Consider the following 22,215-nt stretch of genomic DNA (forward strand, 5'->3'; position numbering starts at 1 on the left):
TCGCAGCGATCGACGCCCTCATGGTACGATCACCGCATCCACCGATCGCCGCAACGACCACGGCAGCGTCGGGCCATAGCCGAACCGCATCACCATATCCGGGCGCCTGCCGGGTATGCCGATCAGCGCCGCCAGATCCGGACGGAGCGAGGGGACCTCGACCGGCTGGTTGATGAAGGCGTGCTGCAATCCGAGCGTAGTCGCCTGAAGCGCAAAGCGTTGGCACGCACGCCCTACCGCAACCCAATCCGCCGCGGTTCCTCCCGCCCCCACGAACACGGCGACGCCCGCCGACGATCGTAGCTGGGCGGCATAGGCCTCATTTTCCGATCGCGCCGTCGAGATCCAGTCGAACGCGTGAGGCCCGAGCCAGTCGGGCAGCGCGGGATTACCGCTCGCGACGCTGTAGAGCCCATCACCAGTCCGCAGCGCCTGTCGCGGATTGAACCGAAGCCATGCCTTGAGTTCGCGTACGAAGGCGGGGTCGGTCCTTTGCAGCGTATTGCCGGCGAGGACGAGGTCGCTCAGGCGATCGATCCGATGCCGATCGGTGAGCAGGACGAGATCGACATCGGGGACGGCCGCGGCCTTGACCAGCGTGTCGAGGTCTCTCGCGGGAACAGCCCGACCATCATACTCGGCGCGGGTCGATTGACGCCTGGTTATCGCGTCGAACATCGGGGAAGGGGTCGGACGTGCCGTCTCGAAGTGGACTGCGACCGATCCCTGGTTCCGCGGATCGAAGGTGATGGTAGCGGGCATACCGCGTGCCGCCGACGCCAACGACAACGCTTCTGTCGCCGCACCGAGACTGACGAAGAGATGGTGATCGTCTGGATCGACGACCGCTGTCCGTCTCGAAAAGTCGGGGATGATGTCGATCCGCCGTTCGCCGATCCGAAAGCGCCAAGGCTGCGTGTTGTGGCCGTTCGGCGCGAGCGTCGCGTAGCGAATGAGATCATGGGCAGACGCCTCATCAGCCAACGGCGTGCGCAGGGCGGTGGCTCGAGCAGCGTAGGCCGATGAGGTGTTCGCTTGTCGATCAAGAAGATAAGCCGCCTCACCGCCAACCAGGGCGGTCGCTCCCGCACCAATCAGCACGTGCCGTCGGTTCACCGTCTGTCTCCGATATCACGGACGCACCGACGCTCCCGATGAGGCAGCCTGCTACTTTCCATGGCGACCGAGAACCGACGTTAATTACGTAGACGCATCGGCCTTTGCGTAGTTTCCGATGCTGCCCGGCGCCGGGTGTCGACTTCGAGAGACAGGCTGCCAGATCGTTCGCTGTTACAACGGCTCCGGCGGCGTCCGGCGTCGCCCGATCCTCCGATGCAGAGACGTTCGCCCAACGTGCACTCCGCGAACCGGTGGCGTGCTTCGGCGAGCCTCGTCTCAAATCCGCGTTCTCGCGCAATCGGTGCGGTTTGCGCGCCACGGTTCCGCCGATGGCGTACTAGGCGATCCCAGGACACACGCGCCACCGCCAGAAAAAGCTGAAGGGCAAAAAGGCGGAACCGGCGCGGACCGTCTACACCGCGGGACCGCCTCGCATAGTCATCAGGGTGCCAAAGGGGGGCTATCGGCGCGTGGCGTTGAGCGCATTCGATCAGGGGCTGGAGATACCGATCGCTAAGGTCGAGAAAGCGGCGCGCGCCTTGTCGAGTCATACGCTCCGGGTTGGGCTTACGCAGGATCTGTTTGCGGCCAGCGAGGACGGCGTCGGCATTGCACAGGTGCTGCGCGTCTTCTGCGCTACCGGCGCCCGCTTGCCGCCAGGAGCAATGTCGCCGCGCGCGTGTTGTCGAAGATCAGAGGCTGATAACCGCCTTACTCGGTAGGTCTTATGGCACGGACAGCGGTCCCGGCAGCTGCCGGGGAAACCACGTCAGAAGAGCGTCCGACAACGCCGCAGCGACAACAGAGGGATCGCCCGTTCGTGTGCCGCTGGCGCGGACCGTGGTCGCCTGTCCTGTCCACACGACGTGACTATCGCGGCGCAGCGACACGGTCACCTTAAGACGGGTCACGATCAGACCGTGCAACTGATCCTTCCCCGAGGGCAAAGTCAGCGACAAGCCTCCAAACCCAGCCGCCACGCCCGGCCGATCCGATCGGTCGTTGCCGGACCGGACAACACCGCGCTGTGTCTGCGATACCTCAACCTTGGCGACGTAGAGGCTGTGGTTTGCGTCGGGCAAGGGCAGGAAAGGTGTCCGGAGGAGGGTTCGCTGAACGGCGTCTGTGAACGTTTTCGTGACAGCGGGAGACGTGGTCGGACTATCGGCAGCAACGATCGCTATCGTGCCTGGCTTAACCACGGACGCAGCAACCGGCGATTGCATTAGCGTTGCGGCCAAGGTGGAAAGAAGAAGGTACATCCGGCAGGTTCCGATGATTTAATTCGTCGGCAAGGCCGAGTGAAACATGCCCACGACCAGCAGAACGAGGACGAGGGACACAACGCTCGACAGCGCCACAAGGATCGCTGCCGCTTTACGGTTCGTATCGAGGAGGGTCGCGAACAGGGTCACGTTGCTGGCGATCGGGAACAGGGCGGCAAGTCCGACAATCACGTGGTCGCGTGGACTTAGTACGCCGACGAATGCCGCTTCGAGTGCGAGCGCTGCGCCGAGCAGTATCAGGCCGGCAACCTGCCTGACCGCGAGGATGCGCGTCATCAGCTTAGGCCGCCAATCGTCACGGCCGGTTTCAGCGAGGTTGAGGCCGATAACCGCCATCCCGAGCACGGACACCAAAGTGCTGGCGATCGAGACGATAGGCGCTGCCGCTTCAGGCATCGTCACGCCGCTCCATCTCGCGATGAAGGAGCCGATGACGACATAGACGAGCGGCACCCGCAACGCCTTGGTCGCGGCCGTTCGCGTACCCTCCTTGGTACGGGCAATGAGGAAGTACCCGATCGTGTTGCCGTACAGGGCGCTGCCGATATACGCGCAGATCACTGTCGATACGCCCACCTCGCCGAACAACGCCTGGCTGACGGGCACGCCGAAGAACGCGACGTTGAAGAACGAGAAGGACGCCGACAGCAGTTTGGGGTCGAAGTCGTCGCCGAGCCGCTTGGCCAACCGGTATGCGGGGATGCTCATCAGGGCTGAGACCACGAACATCAGCAGCGGTATCACCAACAGCTGTCGTGTTTCCGCACCGAGCACCTTGTCGATGACCAGCAACGGGATGAGGCCGAAGACGAGGACCTCCGAACACAGCTTCGCCGCCCAGGGGACGCGCGCGCCGAAAGCCCATGCCAGCAGGATCACGCCGTAGAGCGGCAGCAGCGCCGCTGCGATGTTACCGAGCGCGGTCATTGTTGGCGCAGGATATCGTCGACCGCACGACCGGCGCATTCGACGTTGAACCAGACCGCGTTGGTGTCACGCAACTCGCCATTCAGCAATTGGCCGAGCGCGTACAACCGAGGTGCGTCGCGCGTGGCGGATATGATCCGACACGTCGCCCGATGCGCGATGGCACCGCCGACCGGATGCGGTTGCAGCCATTCCTTCGCGAGCAGGTCCTTGATCAGCGTCTCCTTCATCTCGTCCAACGCGGTGGCCTGGCCCGTGGCGTTGACGACGATTGGCGTGTCGAGCGTGTCGCCATTCTCGAACCGGACCGTGAAGCTCGTACCGGTCCCGCTGGGAACGGTTTCATCGATCCGTCCGCGCACGCTGAGCAGTCCGCGCGTCATGGCATCCGCCAAGCGCCGTGCGTTCGCCATCGGCGTGACGAAGCGCGCCGCAGCGAAATGCGGCGCCAGCCATTGCCCGAACCGTTTCTGGTCGGCGGGGCGCAACAGGTTCCATATTGCCGTCGAGTCATGGCGCGCGGCGGTGAGGATGCGCTGGAACGGTTCGTCTCCGGCTTCCGCTACGGCAATGTCGTGCAGCAAGGCAGCCTTGGCGTCACCGTCGTAGCGGTCCTCTGCCTGCCAGTCGACCGCGCGTCCGGCAGCAGTCTCGGCTTCAAGACGAAAGAGGCGGAACAGGTCTACCACCGAGAAGGCGCTGCCCCGCTCGCGGATCAGCCGATGGACGTTTCCAAGCGTAAGGTGCTGACGGTCATAACCTGTCTCGGGCGCCGGAATTTCGACGCGCGGCAACATCCCCTCCTTCGATATCAGGTGGATGTGACCGCGATGTCCATCGTCGAGCAGTGTCATCACTGCGTCGATGGCACTCAGGCCACTGCCGAGAATAACGACGGACTGATCCCGCTCGATCCCCTCGGTCATGCGGTGGGCGGGATAGGGCGAGTCGAAGTAGCCAGGCGTATCGTTCAAATTGCCGAACCGATCCGGATCAGGCGTGCCGATCGTCAGAAGGACGACGTCCGTCGCGATCGTCGACCCGTTGGCGAGCCGAACCGTCGCCGCGGCATGATCGCCCTCGATGGCGATAGCTTCCTCGCGGTGGACTTGGACATCGATACCGGCGGTCCGCGCCTGATCGAGCGCACGGTCGAGAACCTCTTGCATATAGACGCGGTATTCGCGGCGTTGCGGGTATTCCACGCCATCGGGATCGAGCAGCGCGCTCGATGCCGCGCGCCGAGTCTCCAGCCAGGTTCGGAAATGACCCGGCTCGCGGTCGTACAGTCCCATAAGACGGGATTCCGTGTTCAGGAGATGGCCCGGCTGTTCCGTGCCGAACGCCAACCCGCGCGCGAGTTCATCGTCGCGCTCGATTAGATGGATGCTCCACCCTTCGCCTGGATCATAACATAGCCGCGTTACCGCTTCGGCGAACGCAGCGACCCCGCAGGCGCCCATGCCGATAATTGTCAATGTTTTCGGCATGATATCCCGTTCACTGAGGAACGGCGACAACGCGTGGGCGCTGTTTCGTGCCACGGCGAACGTGAAAATTTTGTCACAATTTTTTCTCGTTCAGATCGTCAACCGTAGCACGTCACGCCAGAGCGCGATCGTTCGCAGTGCAGCTATTAGTATGTCAGCCACTTTTCTTAGCGACGTACAGTACAGCTGAACGATTGTGCGAAAGGTGCGTGATCAGAAGAGTGGCCGCTTCTGGACAACGTTACTTTACCGGAGTCCAAACCCGGTATCACGCAAACGGTTCGTCACCCTCGATCTTCGTCCGAAGCATCAGGCGGCCGCATGCGGGGTCATAAGGTTCGGCACGGTGCATCGTTCCGGTGTTGTCCCACATGACGAGGTCACCAGTTTTCCAGGCATGGCTGTAGCTGAACTCGTCGCGCGTCGCCCATTCGCGCAAGCCAACCAGCAGCGCGCTGCTGTCTTTCGGGTCCAGTCCGACCACGTTGCGGGCGGTGCAGCCGAGGATCAGCGATCTGCGTCCCGAGGCGTGCGTCCACACCAGGGGCAACTCCTTCTCGCCGAGCGCCTGCATCGCCGTCAGCATGTCGAGGCTGGGTTCAGGGCGGTAGTAGAACAGCGATGCCCAAGGTGCATGGACGACGCGCAGGGGATCGTATTCCGCTTGTTTAGCGGCGGGCAGGGCGTCGTAGGCCGCATAGGTGTTGCAGAAACCGGTGTTGCCCCCGCTCGGTGCCGGCACGACGCAGGACAGGAGCGAAGCGAGGATCGGCACGTCGCTGTTGGTGCCGTCGATATGCCAGTAGAGCGAACCCTTCAGGAACTCTGCCGTCGCCGGGTTCTGCTTCGCATCGAGCGAAATCTTTGTGGTGGTCTTGCCATCGCCGCCTTCCGACGCTGGCATGCCAAGCGTCCGGGTGAAGGCGATTTGTTCGGCTTCGGTGAAGTGGATCTCGGGGAAAATCAGCACGCCGCGAGCCTCAAGCAGCGCGCGGATATCCTTGGCGAGATGACCCGCAAGTAAGCTGGTCTTGTCGTTGAGGACGCGGCTGGCGATGGCGTCCTTCACGATCTCGGTGCGTAGCGTCGTCATGTCATGCTCCTGCGATGCGGGGGGTCAGCGCGCTGGTTGCCACGTCGGTCCACGGCACAGGAATGCGACGCATCCCTCGACCTTCAGCGTGCCGTCGGGGTTGCGGGCGAGCTTCGCCGTGTAGGTCTTGCCGCTGTCGGGATTGTAGATCTTGCCCTTCCAGACCGATCCCGCGTCGGTGAACCCGGTCAGGATGAAGCTGCCTTCGATCGGGTTGCGGCATTTGGACGGGTCGGGGTTGGCGATGTCGGTGGTCGGCTTGCCGGGTTCGTGCTTGAGGATCTTGACGATCCTGCCGCAGACCGCCGGGCCGCACGGCTCGATCCGGACCAGCGCCTTGCCCCCGTCGGTGAGCCAGGTGCCGATCACCGGCGTCGCGGCGATCGCGCCCGATGCCGAGCCGATCAGGAGCCCCGCGAGCGTGCCTGCGCCAAGCTTACGGAATATCGCCATCATTCTATCTCCCAAGCGCCGCCGCCCAGACTAGCCAAAGCGAGGCACGCCGTTTGTCGACCGGGACGATCCCGGCGGTCCGTACAAAGCAGTGGGTGATGGAGGCGCGATGGAGCGACGGTGTTGAAACGGCGAACGTGTCAGGTCAGAGGGGTAGCCATACCGAGAAGCACGCACCGGATCGGTCGACGCGGTTCTTCGCCATGATACGCCCGCCATGCGCCTCGGTGATCTTCGCGGCGAGCGTCAGGCCGACGCCGCTGCCGGGGCGACCGGCCAGCCTGTCGCTGCCGGCGCGCCAGAACGGCATGAACATGCGCGCCTCGTCGTCGATCGCAAAACCGTCGCCCTCATCGGTCACGCTGACGATCGCGTGGCCGGACGCGCTGAAGACGGCGACGTCGATCCGGCTGCGATCGGGGGCGTGCTTGATCGCGTTGGTGAGGATGTTGGTCATTACCTGCATCAATCGGACCGGATCGCCGTGCGCCATTGCCGTCTCGTACGACTCGACGATCGTGACGCTGCGCTCGCTCGCCGATCCTCGGAGATCGCCGACCGCCAGACCGAGCAACACCGCCAGATCGACCGGGCGCCGGTCGAGATCGAGTTCGCCCGCATCGGCATGCGCGAGCGTTCGCAGGTCCTCCACCAGATGCGAGAGGTGCTCGACCTGGCGGAGCAGTCGGTCGGCCTCGCCGGTCGCGGGATCGATCACGCCGTCGGCCAGCCCGTGCAGTCGCCCTTTCAAGATCGTCAGCGGGGTGCGCAGTTCGTGCGCGATGCCCGCGGTCAGGACGGTGCGTTCGCGTTCGTATGCGTCGATGTCTGCCGCCATCCGGTTGAAGCTCTCGATCAGCTCGCCGGTTTCGCCCGAGGTGCTGCCGCGCTCCACCCGCACCGATCGGTCTCCGGCGGAGACGCGCGCGGCGGCGTTCGCGACGGCGGTGATCGGCCGGCTGATCCGGCGCGCGAAGACCATCGCCACCCCGCCACCGACCAGGATCGAGACCAGCGCGATCGTCGCGACGAACCCTAGATCGGTGAGCGCGGGGGCCTTCGCGCCATAGCGATCGAACAGGTCGAAATAGCGATCGCTGCCCTCCTGATGCGTCCGCACCAGCAGTTCCAGCTGCTCGCGTGCCTTGGGCGGCATGTGGTGCGTGGTGACGCTCAGCCGGTAATGGACGGCGGCGATATAGGCGACCATGCCGAGCAGCATCGTGATGATCGTCGTCGCTGCGGCGAGCACGACCATCCGCGTGACGATGCGGTTCAGGAGGCGGGCCACAGGCGATATCCCATCCCGCGCACCGGTTCGATCATGTCGATGCAGCCCGCCGCCGCCAGCTTCTGGCGCAGTTTCGACAGGTGGCTGTCGACCACCCGGTCATAGGCGTCGCTGTCGGGCGACGCCGCCTCGAGCAGTTCGGCACGTGAAAAGGCACGGCGCGGCTGGCGTGCCATGTACGCGAGAATCTCGAACTCGCTCGGGGTCAGCGGGATGCGGGCGGGCTCGTCGCCCTCGGCGTTGCGGCAACTGACGACGCGCGCGTCAAGTTCGATCAACAACGTGCCGACCGACAGCGTCCGCCGGTTGGTCGCGCCCTGAGCCCGACGCAGTACTGCACGGATGCGCTCGACGACCTCCGACGGGTTGAACGGCTTCACGACGTAATCGTCCGCGCCGATCCGGAGCGACGACAGCTTGGTCACTTCGTCGTCGTGCGCGGTAATCATGATGACCGGCGTGTCGGCGCGGCGGCGGATCGTCGTCAGTACGTCGAGCCCGTCGCCACCAGGCAGGCCGATGTCGAGCAGCATCAGCACCGGGTTCGACTGGGCATGCGCGCGGATCGCGTCCTGTACGGTACCCGCCTTCACCACCTCGAAGCCGGCGCGCTCGACATAGGCCGCGAGCAGTTCGGCGATCTCGCGCTCGTCCTCGACGATCAGGATACGGTCGGTCACTTGATGTTCCTCGGCTCATTCGATTGTCAGGGCTTTTGCCGCGAAGTGTGGACGAACGATGGAGGCGGCGCTCCATCGTTCGTCCATCATACCCACGACGCGTCTTCATCGCCGTCCGGCATCAGCCTGTTCGACCCCGCCAGCCCAAGGCGGGAACCACTCGAAAGGCCTTATCCCATGACTCGTTTCGTTTTCGCCAGCCTGATCGCTCTTGGTGCGGCCGCGTCGCTTTCGTCCGTCGCGCAGGCGCAGGACGAACCCGCGCGCGGCATCTATGCGGTGGCGCGCGCCGGTGCCTCGGTCAATTCCGAGCAGAAGTTCGACGTCGACTCGCTGCCGTCGCAATTCGACGACAAGACCAAGTACAAGACCGGGCTGACCGGCGAGATCGGCGGCGGCTACGACTTCGGGATGTTCCGCGTCGAGCAGACGATCGGCTATAACGGCAACAGCCTCAACCTGAAGGACCTGGGCACGGACAATCTGCCGGCGTCGGGTCGCACGCGGTCGTACAACGTCAGCGTGTCGGGCTATGTCGATATCCCGCTCCATGCCGTGTTCGTGCCGTATCTCGGTGGCGGCATCGGCGCGTCGCGGGTCGACGCGAACCTCTCCCGCACCGGTGCGAACGGACTGAGCAGCAGCTATGCCGGCAAGGACTGGGGCATGACGTGGCACGGCGACGCGGGCATCGGCATCAACGTCGCGCCGAAGACCACGATCGAGGTCGGCGGTCGGTATTCGCAGACCAGCAAGCTCGCATTCGACGGCCAGGATGCGGGTGCCGCCACGCGCTACGAACCCAAGCCGCGCACGCTGTCCGGCACGATCGGCGTCCGCCACATCTTCTGAGAAAGGCTTCGCCCCGCTCGCAGACGAGCGCGATCCGGGGCGACCTTGTTCCCCAATTCTCTTAAGGAGGCAGCGCATGCCGATCCAGATTCCGATCGTCATTTGCGATGCTCAGATGGCGCAAGCTTGCCGGGTAGCTCACCTATCGAACCCGAATATGGTGGCGATCACCACGTCGCCGCGGAACGGTGTTAGCGCTTCACCGACGATCTCCTCATTGGTGCGAAAGCCGTAGATCTCAGCGGTATCGAAGAACCGCTCGCCGCGCTCCACGGTCTGCCGGATCAGCGCGATCGCATCGCGATTGTCGAGTGCATGGCCGTGGCCGAAGTTGAGACGCATGCAGCCGAAGCCAAGGGATGAAACCTCTTAGTCCGCTCTTACCCAGTTCCCGAGTCTTCATGATTGTCTCCTTCACGCCGGCTATCAAAGCTCGACCTTCCGGTTCCAGATGGGCTTACAGCGTCACGAGCATTAGACGCCGATCACGACATGAGCTTATCGTATTTACTCATGAATACAGGTGTGATCATTTTGGTTGGCGCAGGCCTATGCCGATAATCGATGAGGGTGTCGGCGGAAGCGGTCTGGCCGCTTTTGACTGCCCACTGTCCATTACAACCCCGTCGCAATACACACGATGGTCGCCAATCAGTGTTGTCGACGGTGTATTGCGATGATCGAGGGGCTGCCGTCCGAACTCACCTGTTTGACGCACATTCATGTTTACGACCGGGTTTTTCGCACATCTGACCACTGTGAGGAAAGCGGCCCGGCCGCTTACGGACGACGCTCAGGATAAAGCAGCCGTTTGTTAATATGGTGGGGAAGGGCATCAGCAACCTAAGTCGTTCTTGCCGTACTTGCAGTTACTTGTGGCGCAGTTCCACCATCGCGACGTCGTGCTCGCGCATTGGTAGCATCAGTCGATAAGGCTGTCCCGCGCGGACATGAATGGTGCTGATGAGCGGAGCGTCGGTCGTGACGCTTTGCAGTTTTTGCAGTTGCGCATCAGTCAACTTGGCGGGGCGGCCCATTTCCAGGTAGGTCGAATACGCGTCGTTCTGCTGGAAACCGATGCGCCGCGTCCGTAGCTGGTATGATCCCGGCTTCAATCCTGTCAGGTCGAGCGTGAGCGGCGTGGTCAGTGCAGGCTTGCGCAGCTTGGTAAAGAACGGGCGATTGCTGACGGGCTGATTTGGCAACACCTCTCGCCAGGCCAGTACCTGCAATGTTCCATCCTTCAATGCTACGATGGTCTGATCGTCACCGGTGGGCAATTCGCGGTCGCCGAGATCCGCCAGATACTTGTACGCGAACCACGATGCCTTGCGCACGCCTTGCGGCGTCATCAATCCGAAGCCGCCCTCGAACGGTCGGGCTTGTGGGCCTGGCTCTTCGAACAAGTCGCTGTACGTCCAGTAACTCATGCCCTGTGCCAGCCCTTCGGTCCGACGCAGCTTCGACAAGATGTACGCAGCGCTTAGATAATCATCGTGAATGGGATCGCGCGGGCTGTAGCTGGTACTCCATTCGGTGAAAAAAAGCGGAAGGCTGGATCGCCCGGCGGCTTCCATTTCCTTGCGAACCTTACGCACGTCGCGAACAATAGCATCCGGATCACGCGAGAGTTTGTTGTCGTCCCCGCCCTTTTCGTCCAGAAAGCCGCCTTCGACGCCGTAGGTGTGCGTAGTTATGAAGTCTACAGGAACGCTGGTCGTCTTTGCGTATGCGAGAAATTCGGGAATCCATGCCGCGCCGGCGGTCGATGGTCCACCGATGCGCAACTGTGAGTCGATCGCCTTGATCGTACGCGCCGTCCGGGCATAATAATCGAAATACGCCTGCTGGTCCGCTTTCTCCCAGAAATCGTTGAGGTTCGGCTCGTTCCAGAATTCGAAATACCAACTGCGTACTTCCTTCGCCCCATAGCGCGACACCGCATGCCGAACGAACGCATCGATCAAAGCCGTCCATTTTGCGGGCTCTGGGTGGGACGTATTACCCTTCCAGTAAAAGAGCGTTTGGTCGGATTGTTTCATGCCGTCGGGCGTGAAGCCGAGTTCCACAAACGGCTTCAAGTCCATCTTCAACAAATTATCATACAGATAATCAGTGCGACGCCAGTCATAGACGGGTTTGCCGGCAACTTCCCGATACACATGCAGTTGATCGGCAAAGATATTGTGGAAGCGAATGTGTCGAAAGCGAAGTTCCTTCTGGACAGTTCGCAGTTGCTTCAGACTATCAGGACGGATGAGCGTGCCCGGATAATCTGCGCCGACGGACATTTCCGCCATTCGATTTCGCGGTTGGGTTTTACCTTGAACATTCACCGTAATGACGCGGGGCGCAGTCTTTTGCGCGATCGCGTCACTTGGAACTGAGACGCCTAGAACGATCCCGGTTGCCAATGCGGATACCTGTGCTGCGTACCGAAAATGCATTCTGTGCTACCCCGCTGAGCCCGTCGACGTACGATAATAGCCTTACCAAGGCAATTTCATGGTGCCGGAACAAGAGCCTGCCGTTTTTTTTGAGTGCCGGAGCGGCGAAGCAGGGCCGGCAATATCCAGGCCACGGCTCGTGGCGCGACAGGCGAAATTTGGAGTGATGGCAGCGAGATGAGGGGTAATTGTGACGAAGCCGCGCGTTTGGCGGCAGTCCAAGGGACCTCACCACGACGGCGAGGCAGGCTGCATAAAAAATGACATTATTCAATTGTCCTATAATAATGTTAGGGCTAACGGCGGCGTAGAAGCATCGTGACGAGAAGATGCAGCTAGAGGATGTGGCGTCCCAAAGGGTGTTGCATAATGGGGGGGATTTATGAGCGTTTTCACTACCGATTCCGATCGACGTTGGCATGCCGCAGCCGCAATGCGCGCCGGTGTATCCTTGGCGGCGCTGCTCGCTGCCGGCGTTAGCGGCAATGCCTGGGCACAGGCCGAGACGCAGGCCATATCGCCAAACACGACGCAGGCAGCAGCACCGGGGCAGGGTCCCGGCGATCCGGCCGCTGACCAGGGCGATGGCGACATCGTCGTCACCGGTCGCCGCGCCGCACTGGAGGCGGCGGACGAGCGCAAGCGTCGCAGCGAGACGATCGTCGACTCGATCGTGGCCGACGATGCCGGCAAGCTTCCCGACAACTCGATCACCGAGGTTCTTCAGCGTGTCTCGGGCGTGTCGATCGTGCGCTTTGCGGCACTCGGCGATCCCGATCACTATTCCGTCCAGGGTTCGGGCGTGCAGGTCCGCGGCCTGACCGGCGTGGCGTCGCGCCTCAACGGCCGCGAGATCTTCAGCGCGAACAATGGGCGTGCGATCCTGTGGAGCGACGTGACACCGGAGCTGATGTCGGCGGTCGACGTCTACAAGGCCTCGACGGCGGACCTAATCGAGGGCGGCACCGGCGGCCAGATCGATCTCCGCACCAAGCTGCCGTTCGACTTCAACGGCAAGTTCCACGTCGCGGGCACCGGCGAACTCGCGCTCGGTGACATGGCGAACAAGGCCGATCCTTCGGGCTCTGTGCTGGTCACCGACTCGTTCGATACGCCGATCGGCCGGATCGGCCTGCTCGGCGACGTCGCGTTCAGCCAGTTCAGCTCGCTGTCGCAGTTCATCCGCGTCAGCCCGTATTTCAAGACGAAGCTCAGCGATGGCAACGAGCGCTATGTTCCCAGCGGCTTTGCGTATGGCGACGAGGCGTTCCAGTACAAGCGCTACGGCATCTATGGCGCGGCACAGTGGCAGCCGGCCGATTCGCTGACCTTCACCGGCAGCTTTTTCCAGTCGCGCTACAAGAGCCAGTCGAGCGATTACGGCACGCAGCTGGATTCGCAGACCTTGGCGGTCGATCCGGCGAGCAGCACGTTCGACAGCAATGGTCTGCTGACGAAGACGAACGCGCTGTTCAATCGCGATACGGGGACGTTCCTGCCCACCGGCGGCTCGGTCAACAGCAGCGGCAACAAGGGTTTCGTAGAGAGCAATACGCGCACGCGCGATTACTCGCTGTCGTTCGCGTGGGCGCCGCAGGACAGCCATCTGTCGCTCAAGGGCTCGCTGCAGCGTGTCGATTCACGCCAGATCTATGATCGCGTCGACATCTTCCGTGACATCGGCTTCGGCCAGAGCTTCGGCATGGACCTGACGGGCGACCTGCCGGAGATCAGCGTCAGCCAGGCAACCCAGGCATCGTTCGCCAATCCGGCGAATTATTTCTGGACGGCGTCCATGCCGCACAACGAGCGCAACAAGGGCCGCCTCGATGCCGGCCAACTCGATGCCGAATACACGTTCGACAACAGCTTCTTCCGATCGGTCAAGGTCGGCGGGCGCTACGCCAAGCGGACCGAGCGCGATCTGGCGAACGGCTATAACTGGACGGCGCTCGGCCGCGGCTGGAACGGCGATCCGCAGCTGACCTACGCGAATGCCGCACCGGGCGACGTCGCCAGCCACGCATTCAAGGACTTCTTCCGCGGCGACACAACGCTGCCTGGCAACTTGATGTTCGCGTCGGAAAGTCTGGCGGACCGGTTCAACGTCAATCGTACCGGGTTGGTGACCGCACCGCCGGCGGGCTTCTGCACCGGCCGCGAGTTCGACTGTTCGGCTTCGGGCCCACTGCCCCAGACGGGCTATGGTGGTCAGTTCAATCCGGACGGCACGCTGGCGATCCGGCCAGTCGGTTTCGTCCTCCCGGGCGACCAGGTCGAGAACCGTACGAAGAACATCGCGGGCTATGCGCTGGTGCGGTTCGGGCCCCAGGGCGATGCGCGCGGCGTCTCGGGCAATATCGGTGTGCGGGTCGTGCACATCGAGAACGAGGGCAGCGGGTTCATCCAGCAGAATGGCGGGACCGTATTCTTCCGCAATGGCGCTCAGGTTTCGCTTGCGAATACCTTCCTGGCACGCGGCGGCAAGGCGGACTTCACGCGCGTCCTGCCGTCGGTCAATGTCGAATATTCGCCGACCGACCGGATCAAGGTGCGCGGCGGGTACAACATCACGATGGATCTGCCGACCTTCAACGCGCTGCGCGCCTCGGGGTCGATCGGCGTGGCGACGACGCCTAGCCAGACTCCGGGCGGGATCGGGACGTTCAACAACTTCACCGCCGACACCGGCAATCCGTTGCTGAAGCCGACGTTGTCGAACAACTTCGACGTATCGCTCGAATATTACGGGCGTGCGGGGACGTCGTTCCACATCGCGCCGTTCTACAAGCGGTTGACGAACCTGCCGATCTACGCGCTAACAACTCGGCAGGTGACTGTTCAGTTCACCGATGGGACCACAGAGAACGTCTCCGCGTCCGCGACCGACTATAGCAACGCAACTAAGGCGGCGACGGTCAAAGGCGTCGAAGTCGGGGGGCGCTTCTTCCTCGACATGCTGCCGGGTGCACTTGCCGGGATCGGGTTCGAGGGCAACTACACGTTCATCAAGAGCAGCAATCCGGGCGATGCCTACCGCGATATCACCGGTGCCAGCAGGAACGATGCGCCGCTCGTGGGCCTGTCGAAGCACAACCTGAACGCGACGTTGTTGTACGAGCGTAACCCGATCTCGCTGCGGATCGCGTACTCGTGGCGCTCGCAATATCTGCTGTCGACGAACAGCAACGGCACGAACGGTACGTACACCTATTACAGCGCGCCGGGCGTCGTCAGCAATCAGGATGGCGGCCTCGATGCCTCGACCCAGATCGCGCTGCCGATCTATGGCGGCAATTACGGGTCGATCGATGCCGGCGTCCGCTTCAAGGTGACCGACTATCTGTCGTTCGGCGTGCAGGGTACCAACCTGACCGCGTCGACGCAGCGTACGCTGATGGGCGGTTATCCCGGCGGCAAGCTGGTCGGGCGTAGCTGGTTCCAGGCCGATCGTCGGATCAGCACTGGTATCAACCTCGCCTTCTGACGATGATGGCCCGCTCGCCGACACCGTGTCGGCGAGCGGGCGTAGCGAGGCTGCAATGGGCAAGCGGATATTGATCGTGGGCGGCGGGACCGCCGGATGGCTGACCGCGGGCTATCTCGCTAAGCGGCTCGGCGCGGACCTGCCGGGCGGCGTCGCGATCACGCTTGTCGAGTCGCAAGACATTGGGATCCTTGGCGTCGGTGAGGGGACGTTCCCAACGATCCGGCGAACGCTGGCGACGATCGGGATCGACGAGGCGGACCTGATCCGTCGCTGCGGTGCGACGTTCAAGCAGGGTGCCAAGTTCGTGCATTGGCGCCACGCGCCGGGGCAGGGGGCAACCGATCATTACTCGCATCCCTTCCAGGTCGCGGATTCGAGCGATGGCCTCGACCTGCTGCCGTATTGGCTGCTGGGGCTTGGCGGCACGGAGAACTGGGACGAGGTCTCCAATCCGCAGAAAAAAGCCTCCGACCGGCATCGCGCACCCAAATTGCCGACCAATCCCGATTATGTCGGGCCGCTCAACTACGCGTTCCACTTCGACGCCGTCGCGCTGGCCGGGCTGTTGCGCGAGCAGGGGGTAAAGAACGGCGTACGGCACCTGACCGACACCGTGAGCGAGGTGCTACTTGATGCCGAAGGCGCGATCGGCGGCGTGCGCACCGAGCAGAACGGCGTTCTGGACGCGGATCTGTATATCGACTGCACCGGCTTTCGCGCCGAATTGATCGGCAAGGCGATGAAGGTTCCGTATCGCTCGTGCCGGGACGTCCTGTTCTGCAACCGCGCGATCGCGGCGCAGCTACCCTATGCGCGGCCCGACGATCCGATTGCCTCCTACACGATCTCGACCGCTCAGAAGAACGGATGGATCTGGGATATCGGGCTCGATCGCCGGCGGGGCATCGGTCATGTCTACTCGTCCGATCATGGCGACGACGAGACGGCGGAGCGCGTCCTGCGGGGCTATCTCGGCGCGGCGGGCGAGAAGGCCGACGTTCGCCACTTCAAGTTCGATGCCGGCTATCGCGAGGTCAACTGGTACAAGAACTGCGTCGCGGTCGGGCTGTCGAGTGGTTTCTTCGAACCACTTGAGGCCACGGGCATCGCGTTTGCCGAAGTATCCGCCGGGATGATCGCAAACCTGTTCCCGTGGGGCGGCGACTACGAAACGTCCGCGCGGCAGTTCAACGCCAACATGCTCCGCCGCTACGAGCGAGCGCTGGATTTCATCAAGCTGCATTATTGCATCTCGGAACGGCGCGACACGGCGTTCTGGCGCGACAACGTGGCCGATGCGTCGGTGCCCGACAGCCTGCTCGAACTGCTCGACCGGTGGCGCTTCCGGCCGCCCAACGAGCTCGACATCGATGGCCAGGTCGACATCTTCACCGAGGCGAGCTGGCAGTATGTGCTGTACGGCATGGGGTGGAAGACGGACCTGAGCGCGAAAGCCGGTGCCCTGCGCTATCATGAGGATGCGCGGCGGGCGTTCGCCGAGGTGGAGCGTCAGGCGCGCTACGCGATCGCCAACCTCCCGTCGAACCGGGACCTCGTCGCGTACGCCCAGACTCACAGCTTTGGTGCGCGGGCCGCGGCATGACCAGCGACGGGGCCGGCCGTATCACGAAGGTCGTCATCGTCGGCGGTGGCACGGCCGGCTGGATGACCGCCGCTGCGCTGTCGCGGCTGGTGCCGAGCGGCGTATCCGTCACGCTCGTCGAATCCGAGGAGATCGGCACAGTCGGTGTCGGCGAGGCCACCATTCCGTCGCTGCTCGATTATAACCGCATGCTCGGGATCGACGAGGACGCGTTCGTTCGCGCGACCGGTGCGACGTTCAAGCTGGGGATCGAGTTTCGCGACTGGGCTCGGCTCGGCGACGCGTACCTGCACCCGTTCGGGACGCATGGCCGCGATATTGGCGGGGTATCGTTCCACCAGCTCTGGTTGCGGCAGGCCGCGCTGGACACCGCTACGGACGGGGCCGGTGCCGGACCGATCGGCGATTATTGCCTGTCATCGGTGGCGGCGCGGCGCGGGCGGTTTACGCGGCCGAGCGCAAATCCCCAGTCGGTCCTGTCGACACTGTCCTACGCATTTCATTTCGACGCAGGACTCTATGCGCGGTTCCTGCGTGACCTTGCGGAGGCGGACGGCGTGGTTCGCGTCGAGGGCCGGGTCGTCGACGTCGAGCGCAACGCCGGGACCGGCTTCGTCGAGGCGGTGCGTCTTGCCGGCGATCGCCGTATCGAGGGCGAGCTTTTCATCGACTGCAGCGGATTTCGGTCGCTGTTGCTTGGTGGCGCGCTCGACGTTCCCTTCACCAGTTGGAGGGAGTGGCTGCCATGCGATCGGGCCTGGGCCGTGCCCAGCGCACGACGCGGCGCGTTGATTCCGTACACGCGCGCGACTGCCGATGTCGCCGGATGGCGCTGGCGCATCCCGCTCCAGCACCGGGTCGGGAACGGCTATGTCTATTCCAGCGCCCATGTCGACGACGACGCGGCGAAGCAGGCGCTGCTGGCGGGGCTCGACGGCGAAGCGATGGGCGAGCCGCGGCAACTGCGTTTCGAAGCCGGTCGGCGCGATCGATTGTGGGATCGGAACTGCGTCGCGATCGGGCTGTCGGGCGGGTTTCTCGAGCCGCTCGAATCGACCAGCATCCACCTGATCCAGTCGGGGATCACGCGACTCATGAGCCTGTTTCCCGACTTGGGCTTCAGCGCGGTCGAGATCGACGAATATAACCGCGTAATGCTGCGCGAATACGAGCAGGTCCGCGATTTCATCATCCTGCATTATCACGCGACGGAACGGTCGGACTCCGCATTCTGGGAGCATTGCCGGACCATGGCGCTGCCCGCCTCACTGGAGGCCAAGCTGGCGCTGTGGTCGGACAAGGCGCGGGTGTTCCGTGAACAGGGCGAGCTGTTCACGCCCGACAGCTGGATCGCCGTGCTGCTCGGTCAAGGCATCCGGCCGGTGTCGTTCGACCCCCTGGCGAGCGCGCTGCCGGCCGACGAGTCCGCGCGGTTCCTGGCGCATGTTCGGGACATGATCGACAAGACCGCTGCGGCGATGCCGACGCACGAGGCGTTCATCGCCCAGAACTGCGCTGCACGAACGCACCAGGCGGCATGATCCCGTCGCGGCGGCGCACAGGCGGACGGCTGGCCTCGACAAGGCGGCTGCGCATCGTCGCGACGACGGCGTTGCTACTGGCGTCCCTCGCAACGCCGGGGTCCGCCCGTGCGCCGGACGCGATGCCGTATCGCTGGACCAACGTGACAGTCGGCGCGGGCGGGTACGCGCCCAACATCGTCTTCAGCGCGGTGGAGCGGGGGCTCGTCTATCTCCGGACCGACATGGGTGGCGCGTATCGCTGGGACGACAAGAACGCCCGCTGGGTGCCGCTGCAGGACGGTAACGCGGTGCCGAGCTACATGGGTATCGAGAGCATCGCGCCCGATCCCCGCGATCCCGATGTCGTCTACATGGCGGCAGGGGTGGGTGCCAGCCAGCCCGCGGCAATCCTGCGATCCTCCGACCGGGGACGATCCTGGCGGATAACGCCCGTCCCGTTCGCGATGGGTGGCAATGAGGATGGTCGCGGGCTCGGCGAGCGGCTCGCGATCGATCCCAACGCGACGCAGCGACTGTTCTTCGGCTCGCGGCACGACGGCTTGTGGCGCAGCGACGATGCGGGCGCGACATGGGCAAAGGTCGCGCGCTTTCCGGTCGCGGGGCTGGGACGCCCCGGTTCCCACCGGACGCATGGCGGGGTCGCCTTCGTCGTGGTCGATGATACCAGCGGCAGGGCAGGCCGACCGTCGCGGCGCGTGTGGGCCGGAGTTGCCGATCCCGGCGCCACGCATCTGTATCGTTCGGACGATGCCGGCGAGACGTGGGTCGCGGTGACGGGCCCGGCGCTGCTCGCGGCCAAGGGCGTCATCGATCCGCGGGGCGTGCTGTGGGTCGGCTATGCGAGCGGGCTGGGGCCGAGCGGCATCGCGACCGGCGCGGTGTGGCGCTACGATCCCGACGGCACCGGCCGCGACGTGACCCCTGCCGCGTGGCGCGATACCGGGGCGGAGGGCGCATTCCTCGGCGTTGCGGTGTCCGCGATATCGCCGGGAACCGTCGCGGTCAGCACCGTCGACCGCTACAAACACCGGGATTCGCTTTGGATCAGCCGCGACGACGGCCGAAGCTGGGACGATGTCGGGCCGCGCAGCCGGCGCGACGTGTCGGCGACGCCGTTCCTGTTGCATGAGGGCAAGGGCGCCGATTTCGGCCACTGGATTTCCGGCCTTGCGATCGATCCGTTCGATCCTGATCATGTCGCCTACACGACCGGTGCGACGGTCTACGCGACCCGGGCGCTCAGGCGTTCGGGCGCGGTCGACTGGATGCCTTGGACCCGCGGGATCGAACAGACGGCGATCATCACGCTCGCGTCGCCGACCGGGGGCGCGCCATTGATCTCGGGGTTCGGCGATCTCGCCGGTTTCGTACACGACGATCTCGACCGCTCGCCGCGGCCGACGTTCGTCGATCCGTACATGTCGAACACCAACACCATCGACTACGCCGGGATGGCGCCGAACGTCATCGTCCGAAGCGGCAGCCTCTACCTGGACAGGCCGCGTGACGCGTCGATGGGGCGGTCGGAGGACGGCGGCCGCACCTGGACCGAGATCACCGTGCCGCCGATGGGCAACCCGCCGCGGCGCGAGGACATGAACGGCGATTGGCCGATCACCGTATCCGCCGACGGCACGACGATGGTCGTGGCGACCCCGGTCCCGCAGGTGTCGCGCGACGCTGGTCGCCATTGGTCGATCGTCGCCGGGCTGCCGGGCAAGATCCGTGCGGTCGCCGACAAACGCGACCCAAGGATTTTCTACGCGGTCGACGTCCTGCATGGGCGGGTGCTGGTGTCGCGCGATGCTGCGGCCAGTTTTTCCGTTGTCGCGGGACGAGGGCTGCCGGCCGATCTCAAGCCGGTCGGCAGGCAAGGTCGCGAAGCGCAAAGCGGCCTCGTGGCCGACCCCGACCGCACGGGAACATTGTGGCTGCTGGCGGGCGAGCGACTGTTCCGGAGCGTCGACGGCGGCGCGAGCTTCACGCTCGCGAATGGTGAGCTGCGGGTCGAACTCTTCGGTCTCGGCCGGAACGCTATGTTCGCGATAGGAACGCTCGCCGGTGTCCGGGGGGCCTGGCGCTCGGTGGATCAAGGACGGTCCTGGGCGCGGATCGACGACGACGCGCATCGCTGGGGCGGCCGCTACCGCGTCATCTCCGGCGATCCCAGGCGCGAGGGGCGGGTCTATATTGGCACGGACGGCCGCGGCCTGTTCTACGGTGATCCGGTGGCAGTGCGATAATCCGGCACTCGCGAACGCCCGGCATGCGTCGCTAGGGGCGGCTCGAACGAGCAGATCGTCGAATGCTAGACCAGGCCACGGCCTTCCAGCTTCAGGACGGGGACGAAACCCTCGCCGGTGTTGACGGGCATCGTCAAATGTAACCCGCGTGTATCGCGGCGGTGCGCCATGCTGCCGCCGCCGAGCAGGGTCACGCGCTCGACCACGCCGTCGGCGAAGCGGTTGCGTCCCAGTGCCTCGATCGTCACGTCGCCCTGCGGCCAGCCCAGGAACAGCGCGTAGAGCGCGCCCTTGTTGGTGGTGAAGCGCACGTCGCGGGCTGTGAACATGCCCGACGACTGTTCGTTCTGCATGCCGGCCTGGAGCTTGGTCGGGCCTTCGCCGTAGATGCGCCATGGCCGCGAGCCGAAGATCGCCTCGTCGTTGACCGCGATCCAGCGGCCCATGCCGTCGAGGATCTTCTCTTCCTCGCCGTCGATCGATCCGTCGCCGGGCTGCGGGATCGAGAGCAGCAGATTGCCATTCTTCGACACGACATCGGCAAGCCGTTGGATCACCTGCTCGGCGGTCTTGTAGCTTTTGTCGTTGAGCCGCGCGACGTTGTAGAACCAGTCGCCGATGCACGTATCGGTCTGCCACGGCTCGTCCCACAGATGGTCGGTGAATCCGCGCTCGACGTCCTGCACAAGGCCGAACCGTGCATAGGGCTTCAACTGCTTGGCGGTCAGCACGACGTCGATCTTGCCGTGCCACGCGATCGAGCGGTTATAATAGTCCGCCGCTGCCTGGAGCCCGATCGGGCCGAACGGCAGCTCGTAATCGTCGAAATAGCAGAAGTCGGGCTTGTACTTGTCGATCAGGTCGGTCTGGCGGAGCAGCCATTTCGCGGCATAGCCCGGATCGTTCGGCGGCGGTGTCTCGATCCACTGGCCGTCGTTCGCGTCGTGCCACGCGTTCATCGCCGCGATCGTGTCGATGCCATTGGGCAGGACCGCATGCGCGCCGGTGTAGAGCTGTTGCGGATCGAGCCCGTCCCACCACTTGCCGTGCCCGTCGGCGGTGCGCAGTGTGAACGCGTCGTAGCGCTGGCCCTTCAGCGGACCGGTCGGGTCATAGCCATAGGCGGTCTGATACCAGTGCCAGCTATGCGCAGCGTGGTTCGAGACGCCGAACTTAAGCCCGGCTTTCCGCGCGGCCTTTTCCCAAGTGCCGACGACATCGCGCTTCGGCCCGACGCGGAGCGAATTCCAGGCGTGATAGCGACTGTCGTAGCAGTCGAGATTGTCGTGGTGATTGGCGAGCGAGACGAAATATTTCGCGCCGGCCTTCGCATAGCGGGCGATCAGCGCGTTAGGGTCCCAGCGCTCCGCGGTCCAGCGGTTCATCACCTCCATCATCCCCGACTTGGTCGGATGGCCATAGGTCCTGAGGTGATGTTCGTAGACGGGGTGCCCCTGCATATACATGAAGCGGCCGTACCAGTCGCCCTGCTCGGGCACCGACTGCGGGCCCCAATGCGACCACAGGCCGAGCTTCGCGTCGCGGAACCACTCGGGATAGCGATAGTGATCGACCAGCGATTGCCAGGTCGGTTGTACCGGCCCGCGGGCCAGCCCCATCGGGCTTCGTGCGAGCGCGTGCGTTGCTGGACCTAGTGCGGCGATCCCGGCTAGGACAGACCGGCGGCTGAGATCGAT

Annotated in this window: 14 protein-coding genes and 1 pseudogene; 5 read left to right on the forward strand and 10 right to left on the reverse strand. The window is 64.1% G+C overall.

Features of this window, described 5'->3' with window-relative positions; all coding sequences use genetic code 11:
- Nucleotides 1-18 precede the first annotated feature (18 nt).
- The 7 genes from C8J25_RS06720 to C8J25_RS06755 all read right to left on the reverse strand — a co-directional run bounded on the left by C8J25_RS06720 (nucleotide 19) and on the right by C8J25_RS06755 (nucleotide 8,339).
- Nucleotides 19-1,116, reverse strand: a complete 1,098-nt coding sequence (locus C8J25_RS06720; RefSeq protein WP_107953509.1) for an Acg family FMN-binding oxidoreductase — start codon at nucleotides 1,114-1,116, stop codon at nucleotides 19-21.
- A gap of 1,283 nt (nucleotides 1,117-2,399) precedes the next feature.
- Nucleotides 2,400-3,332 (reverse strand): AEC family transporter, encoded by a 933-nt coding sequence (locus C8J25_RS06730; protein ID WP_107953513.1) that lies wholly within the window; start codon nucleotides 3,330-3,332, stop codon nucleotides 2,400-2,402.
- Nucleotides 3,329-4,822, reverse strand: a complete 1,494-nt coding sequence (locus tag C8J25_RS06735; RefSeq protein WP_146173306.1) for an FAD/NAD(P)-binding protein — start codon at nucleotides 4,820-4,822, stop codon at nucleotides 3,329-3,331. Before C8J25_RS06735 ends, C8J25_RS06730 begins: the two co-directional genes overlap by 4 nt.
- 268 nt (nucleotides 4,823-5,090) lie before the next feature.
- Nucleotides 5,091-5,915, reverse strand: coding sequence for a TauD/TfdA dioxygenase family protein (locus C8J25_RS06740; RefSeq protein ID WP_107953517.1), 825 nt, complete (start codon nucleotides 5,913-5,915; stop codon nucleotides 5,091-5,093).
- A gap of 24 nt (nucleotides 5,916-5,939) precedes the next feature.
- Complete coding sequence (locus C8J25_RS06745; protein ID WP_107953991.1) at nucleotides 5,940-6,368, reverse strand: DUF2147 domain-containing protein; 429 nt, start codon at nucleotides 6,366-6,368, stop codon at nucleotides 5,940-5,942.
- 145 nt (nucleotides 6,369-6,513) lie between these two features.
- Nucleotides 6,514-7,659 carry a sensor histidine kinase gene (locus C8J25_RS06750; RefSeq protein WP_107953519.1) on the reverse strand — a complete coding sequence of 382 codons (1,146 nt, stop codon included), beginning with the start codon at nucleotides 7,657-7,659 and terminating at the stop codon, nucleotides 6,514-6,516.
- Complete coding sequence (locus C8J25_RS06755; RefSeq protein ID WP_107953521.1) at nucleotides 7,644-8,339, reverse strand: response regulator; 696 nt, start codon at nucleotides 8,337-8,339, stop codon at nucleotides 7,644-7,646. Before C8J25_RS06755 ends, C8J25_RS06750 begins: the two co-directional genes overlap by 16 nt.
- Nucleotides 8,340-8,516: 177 nt before the next feature.
- Here C8J25_RS06755 and C8J25_RS06760 point away from each other — a divergent pair, with 177 nt between their 5' ends.
- The gene (locus C8J25_RS06760) at nucleotides 8,517-9,191 is read left to right on the forward strand and encodes an outer membrane protein (RefSeq protein WP_167397680.1); all 675 of its coding nucleotides are present in this window, start codon (nucleotides 8,517-8,519) and stop codon (nucleotides 9,189-9,191) included.
- Nucleotides 9,192-9,335: 144 nt separating this feature from the next.
- Here C8J25_RS06760 and C8J25_RS06765 read toward each other — a convergent pair.
- Together C8J25_RS06765 and C8J25_RS06770 are read right to left on the reverse strand one after the other, a co-directional pair.
- Nucleotides 9,336-9,594 (reverse strand): annotated as a pseudogene (locus C8J25_RS06765) (aldo/keto reductase); the annotation flags it as partial.
- Nucleotides 9,595-10,060: 466 nt separating this feature from the next.
- Nucleotides 10,061-11,605, reverse strand: coding sequence for a GH39 family glycosyl hydrolase (locus C8J25_RS06770; protein ID WP_244186848.1), 1,545 nt, complete (start codon nucleotides 11,603-11,605; stop codon nucleotides 10,061-10,063).
- Between the two features lie 415 nt (nucleotides 11,606-12,020).
- Between C8J25_RS06770 and C8J25_RS06775 the strand changes: the two genes are divergently transcribed.
- Genes C8J25_RS06775 through C8J25_RS06790 form a run of 4 tightly spaced genes read left to right on the forward strand, consistent with a single transcriptional unit; the run spans nucleotide 12,021 to nucleotide 20,518 of the window.
- Nucleotides 12,021-15,125, forward strand: a complete 3,105-nt coding sequence (locus C8J25_RS06775; RefSeq protein WP_107953529.1) for a TonB-dependent receptor — start codon at nucleotides 12,021-12,023, stop codon at nucleotides 15,123-15,125.
- A 55-nt stretch (nucleotides 15,126-15,180) separates the two neighbouring features.
- Nucleotides 15,181-16,731 carry a tryptophan halogenase family protein gene (locus tag C8J25_RS06780; RefSeq protein ID WP_107953531.1) on the forward strand — a complete coding sequence of 517 codons (1,551 nt, stop codon included), beginning with the start codon at nucleotides 15,181-15,183 and terminating at the stop codon, nucleotides 16,729-16,731.
- A complete protein-coding gene (locus C8J25_RS06785) occupies nucleotides 16,728-18,272 on the forward strand; it encodes a tryptophan halogenase family protein (RefSeq protein WP_107953533.1) in 1,545 nt (514 codons plus the stop codon). Before C8J25_RS06780 ends, C8J25_RS06785 begins: the two co-directional genes overlap by 4 nt.
- A complete protein-coding gene (locus tag C8J25_RS06790; RefSeq protein WP_244186849.1) occupies nucleotides 18,269-20,518 on the forward strand; it encodes a WD40/YVTN/BNR-like repeat-containing protein in 2,250 nt (749 codons plus the stop codon). The genes C8J25_RS06785 and C8J25_RS06790 overlap by 4 nt, the downstream gene beginning before the upstream one ends.
- A 65-nt stretch (nucleotides 20,519-20,583) precedes the next feature.
- Here C8J25_RS06790 and C8J25_RS06795 read toward each other — a convergent pair whose 3' ends face one another.
- A complete protein-coding gene (locus tag C8J25_RS06795; RefSeq protein WP_244186894.1) occupies nucleotides 20,584-22,215 on the reverse strand; it encodes an alpha-L-fucosidase in 1,632 nt (543 codons plus the stop codon).

This window comes from Sphingomonas faeni (assembly GCF_003053745.1).
Lineage (GTDB): Bacteria > Pseudomonadota > Alphaproteobacteria > Sphingomonadales > Sphingomonadaceae > Sphingomonas > Sphingomonas faeni.

Bases quoted from the DNA above. Each gene is read 5' to 3' on its own strand.
- C8J25_RS06760 (WP_167397680.1), top strand. From the start codon at position 8,517: ATGACTCGTTTCGTTTTCGCCAGCCTGATCGCTCTTGGTGCGGCCGCG.
- C8J25_RS06735 (WP_146173306.1), bottom strand. From the start codon at position 4,822: ATGCCGAAAACATTGACAATTATCGGCATGGGCGCCTGCGGGGTCGCT.
- C8J25_RS06740 (WP_107953517.1), bottom strand. From the start codon at position 5,915: ATGACGACGCTACGCACCGAGATCGTGAAGGACGCCATCGCCAGCCGC.
- C8J25_RS06785 (WP_107953533.1), top strand. From the start codon at position 16,728: ATGACCAGCGACGGGGCCGGCCGTATCACGAAGGTCGTCATCGTCGGC.
- C8J25_RS06730 (WP_107953513.1), bottom strand. From the start codon at position 3,332: ATGACCGCGCTCGGTAACATCGCAGCGGCGCTGCTGCCGCTCTACGGC.
- C8J25_RS06745 (WP_107953991.1), bottom strand. From the start codon at position 6,368: ATGGCGATATTCCGTAAGCTTGGCGCAGGCACGCTCGCGGGGCTCCTG.
- C8J25_RS06775 (WP_107953529.1), top strand. From the start codon at position 12,021: ATGAGCGTTTTCACTACCGATTCCGATCGACGTTGGCATGCCGCAGCC.
- C8J25_RS06780 (WP_107953531.1), top strand. From the start codon at position 15,181: ATGGGCAAGCGGATATTGATCGTGGGCGGCGGGACCGCCGGATGGCTG.
- C8J25_RS06790 (WP_244186849.1), top strand. From the start codon at position 18,269: ATGATCCCGTCGCGGCGGCGCACAGGCGGACGGCTGGCCTCGACAAGG.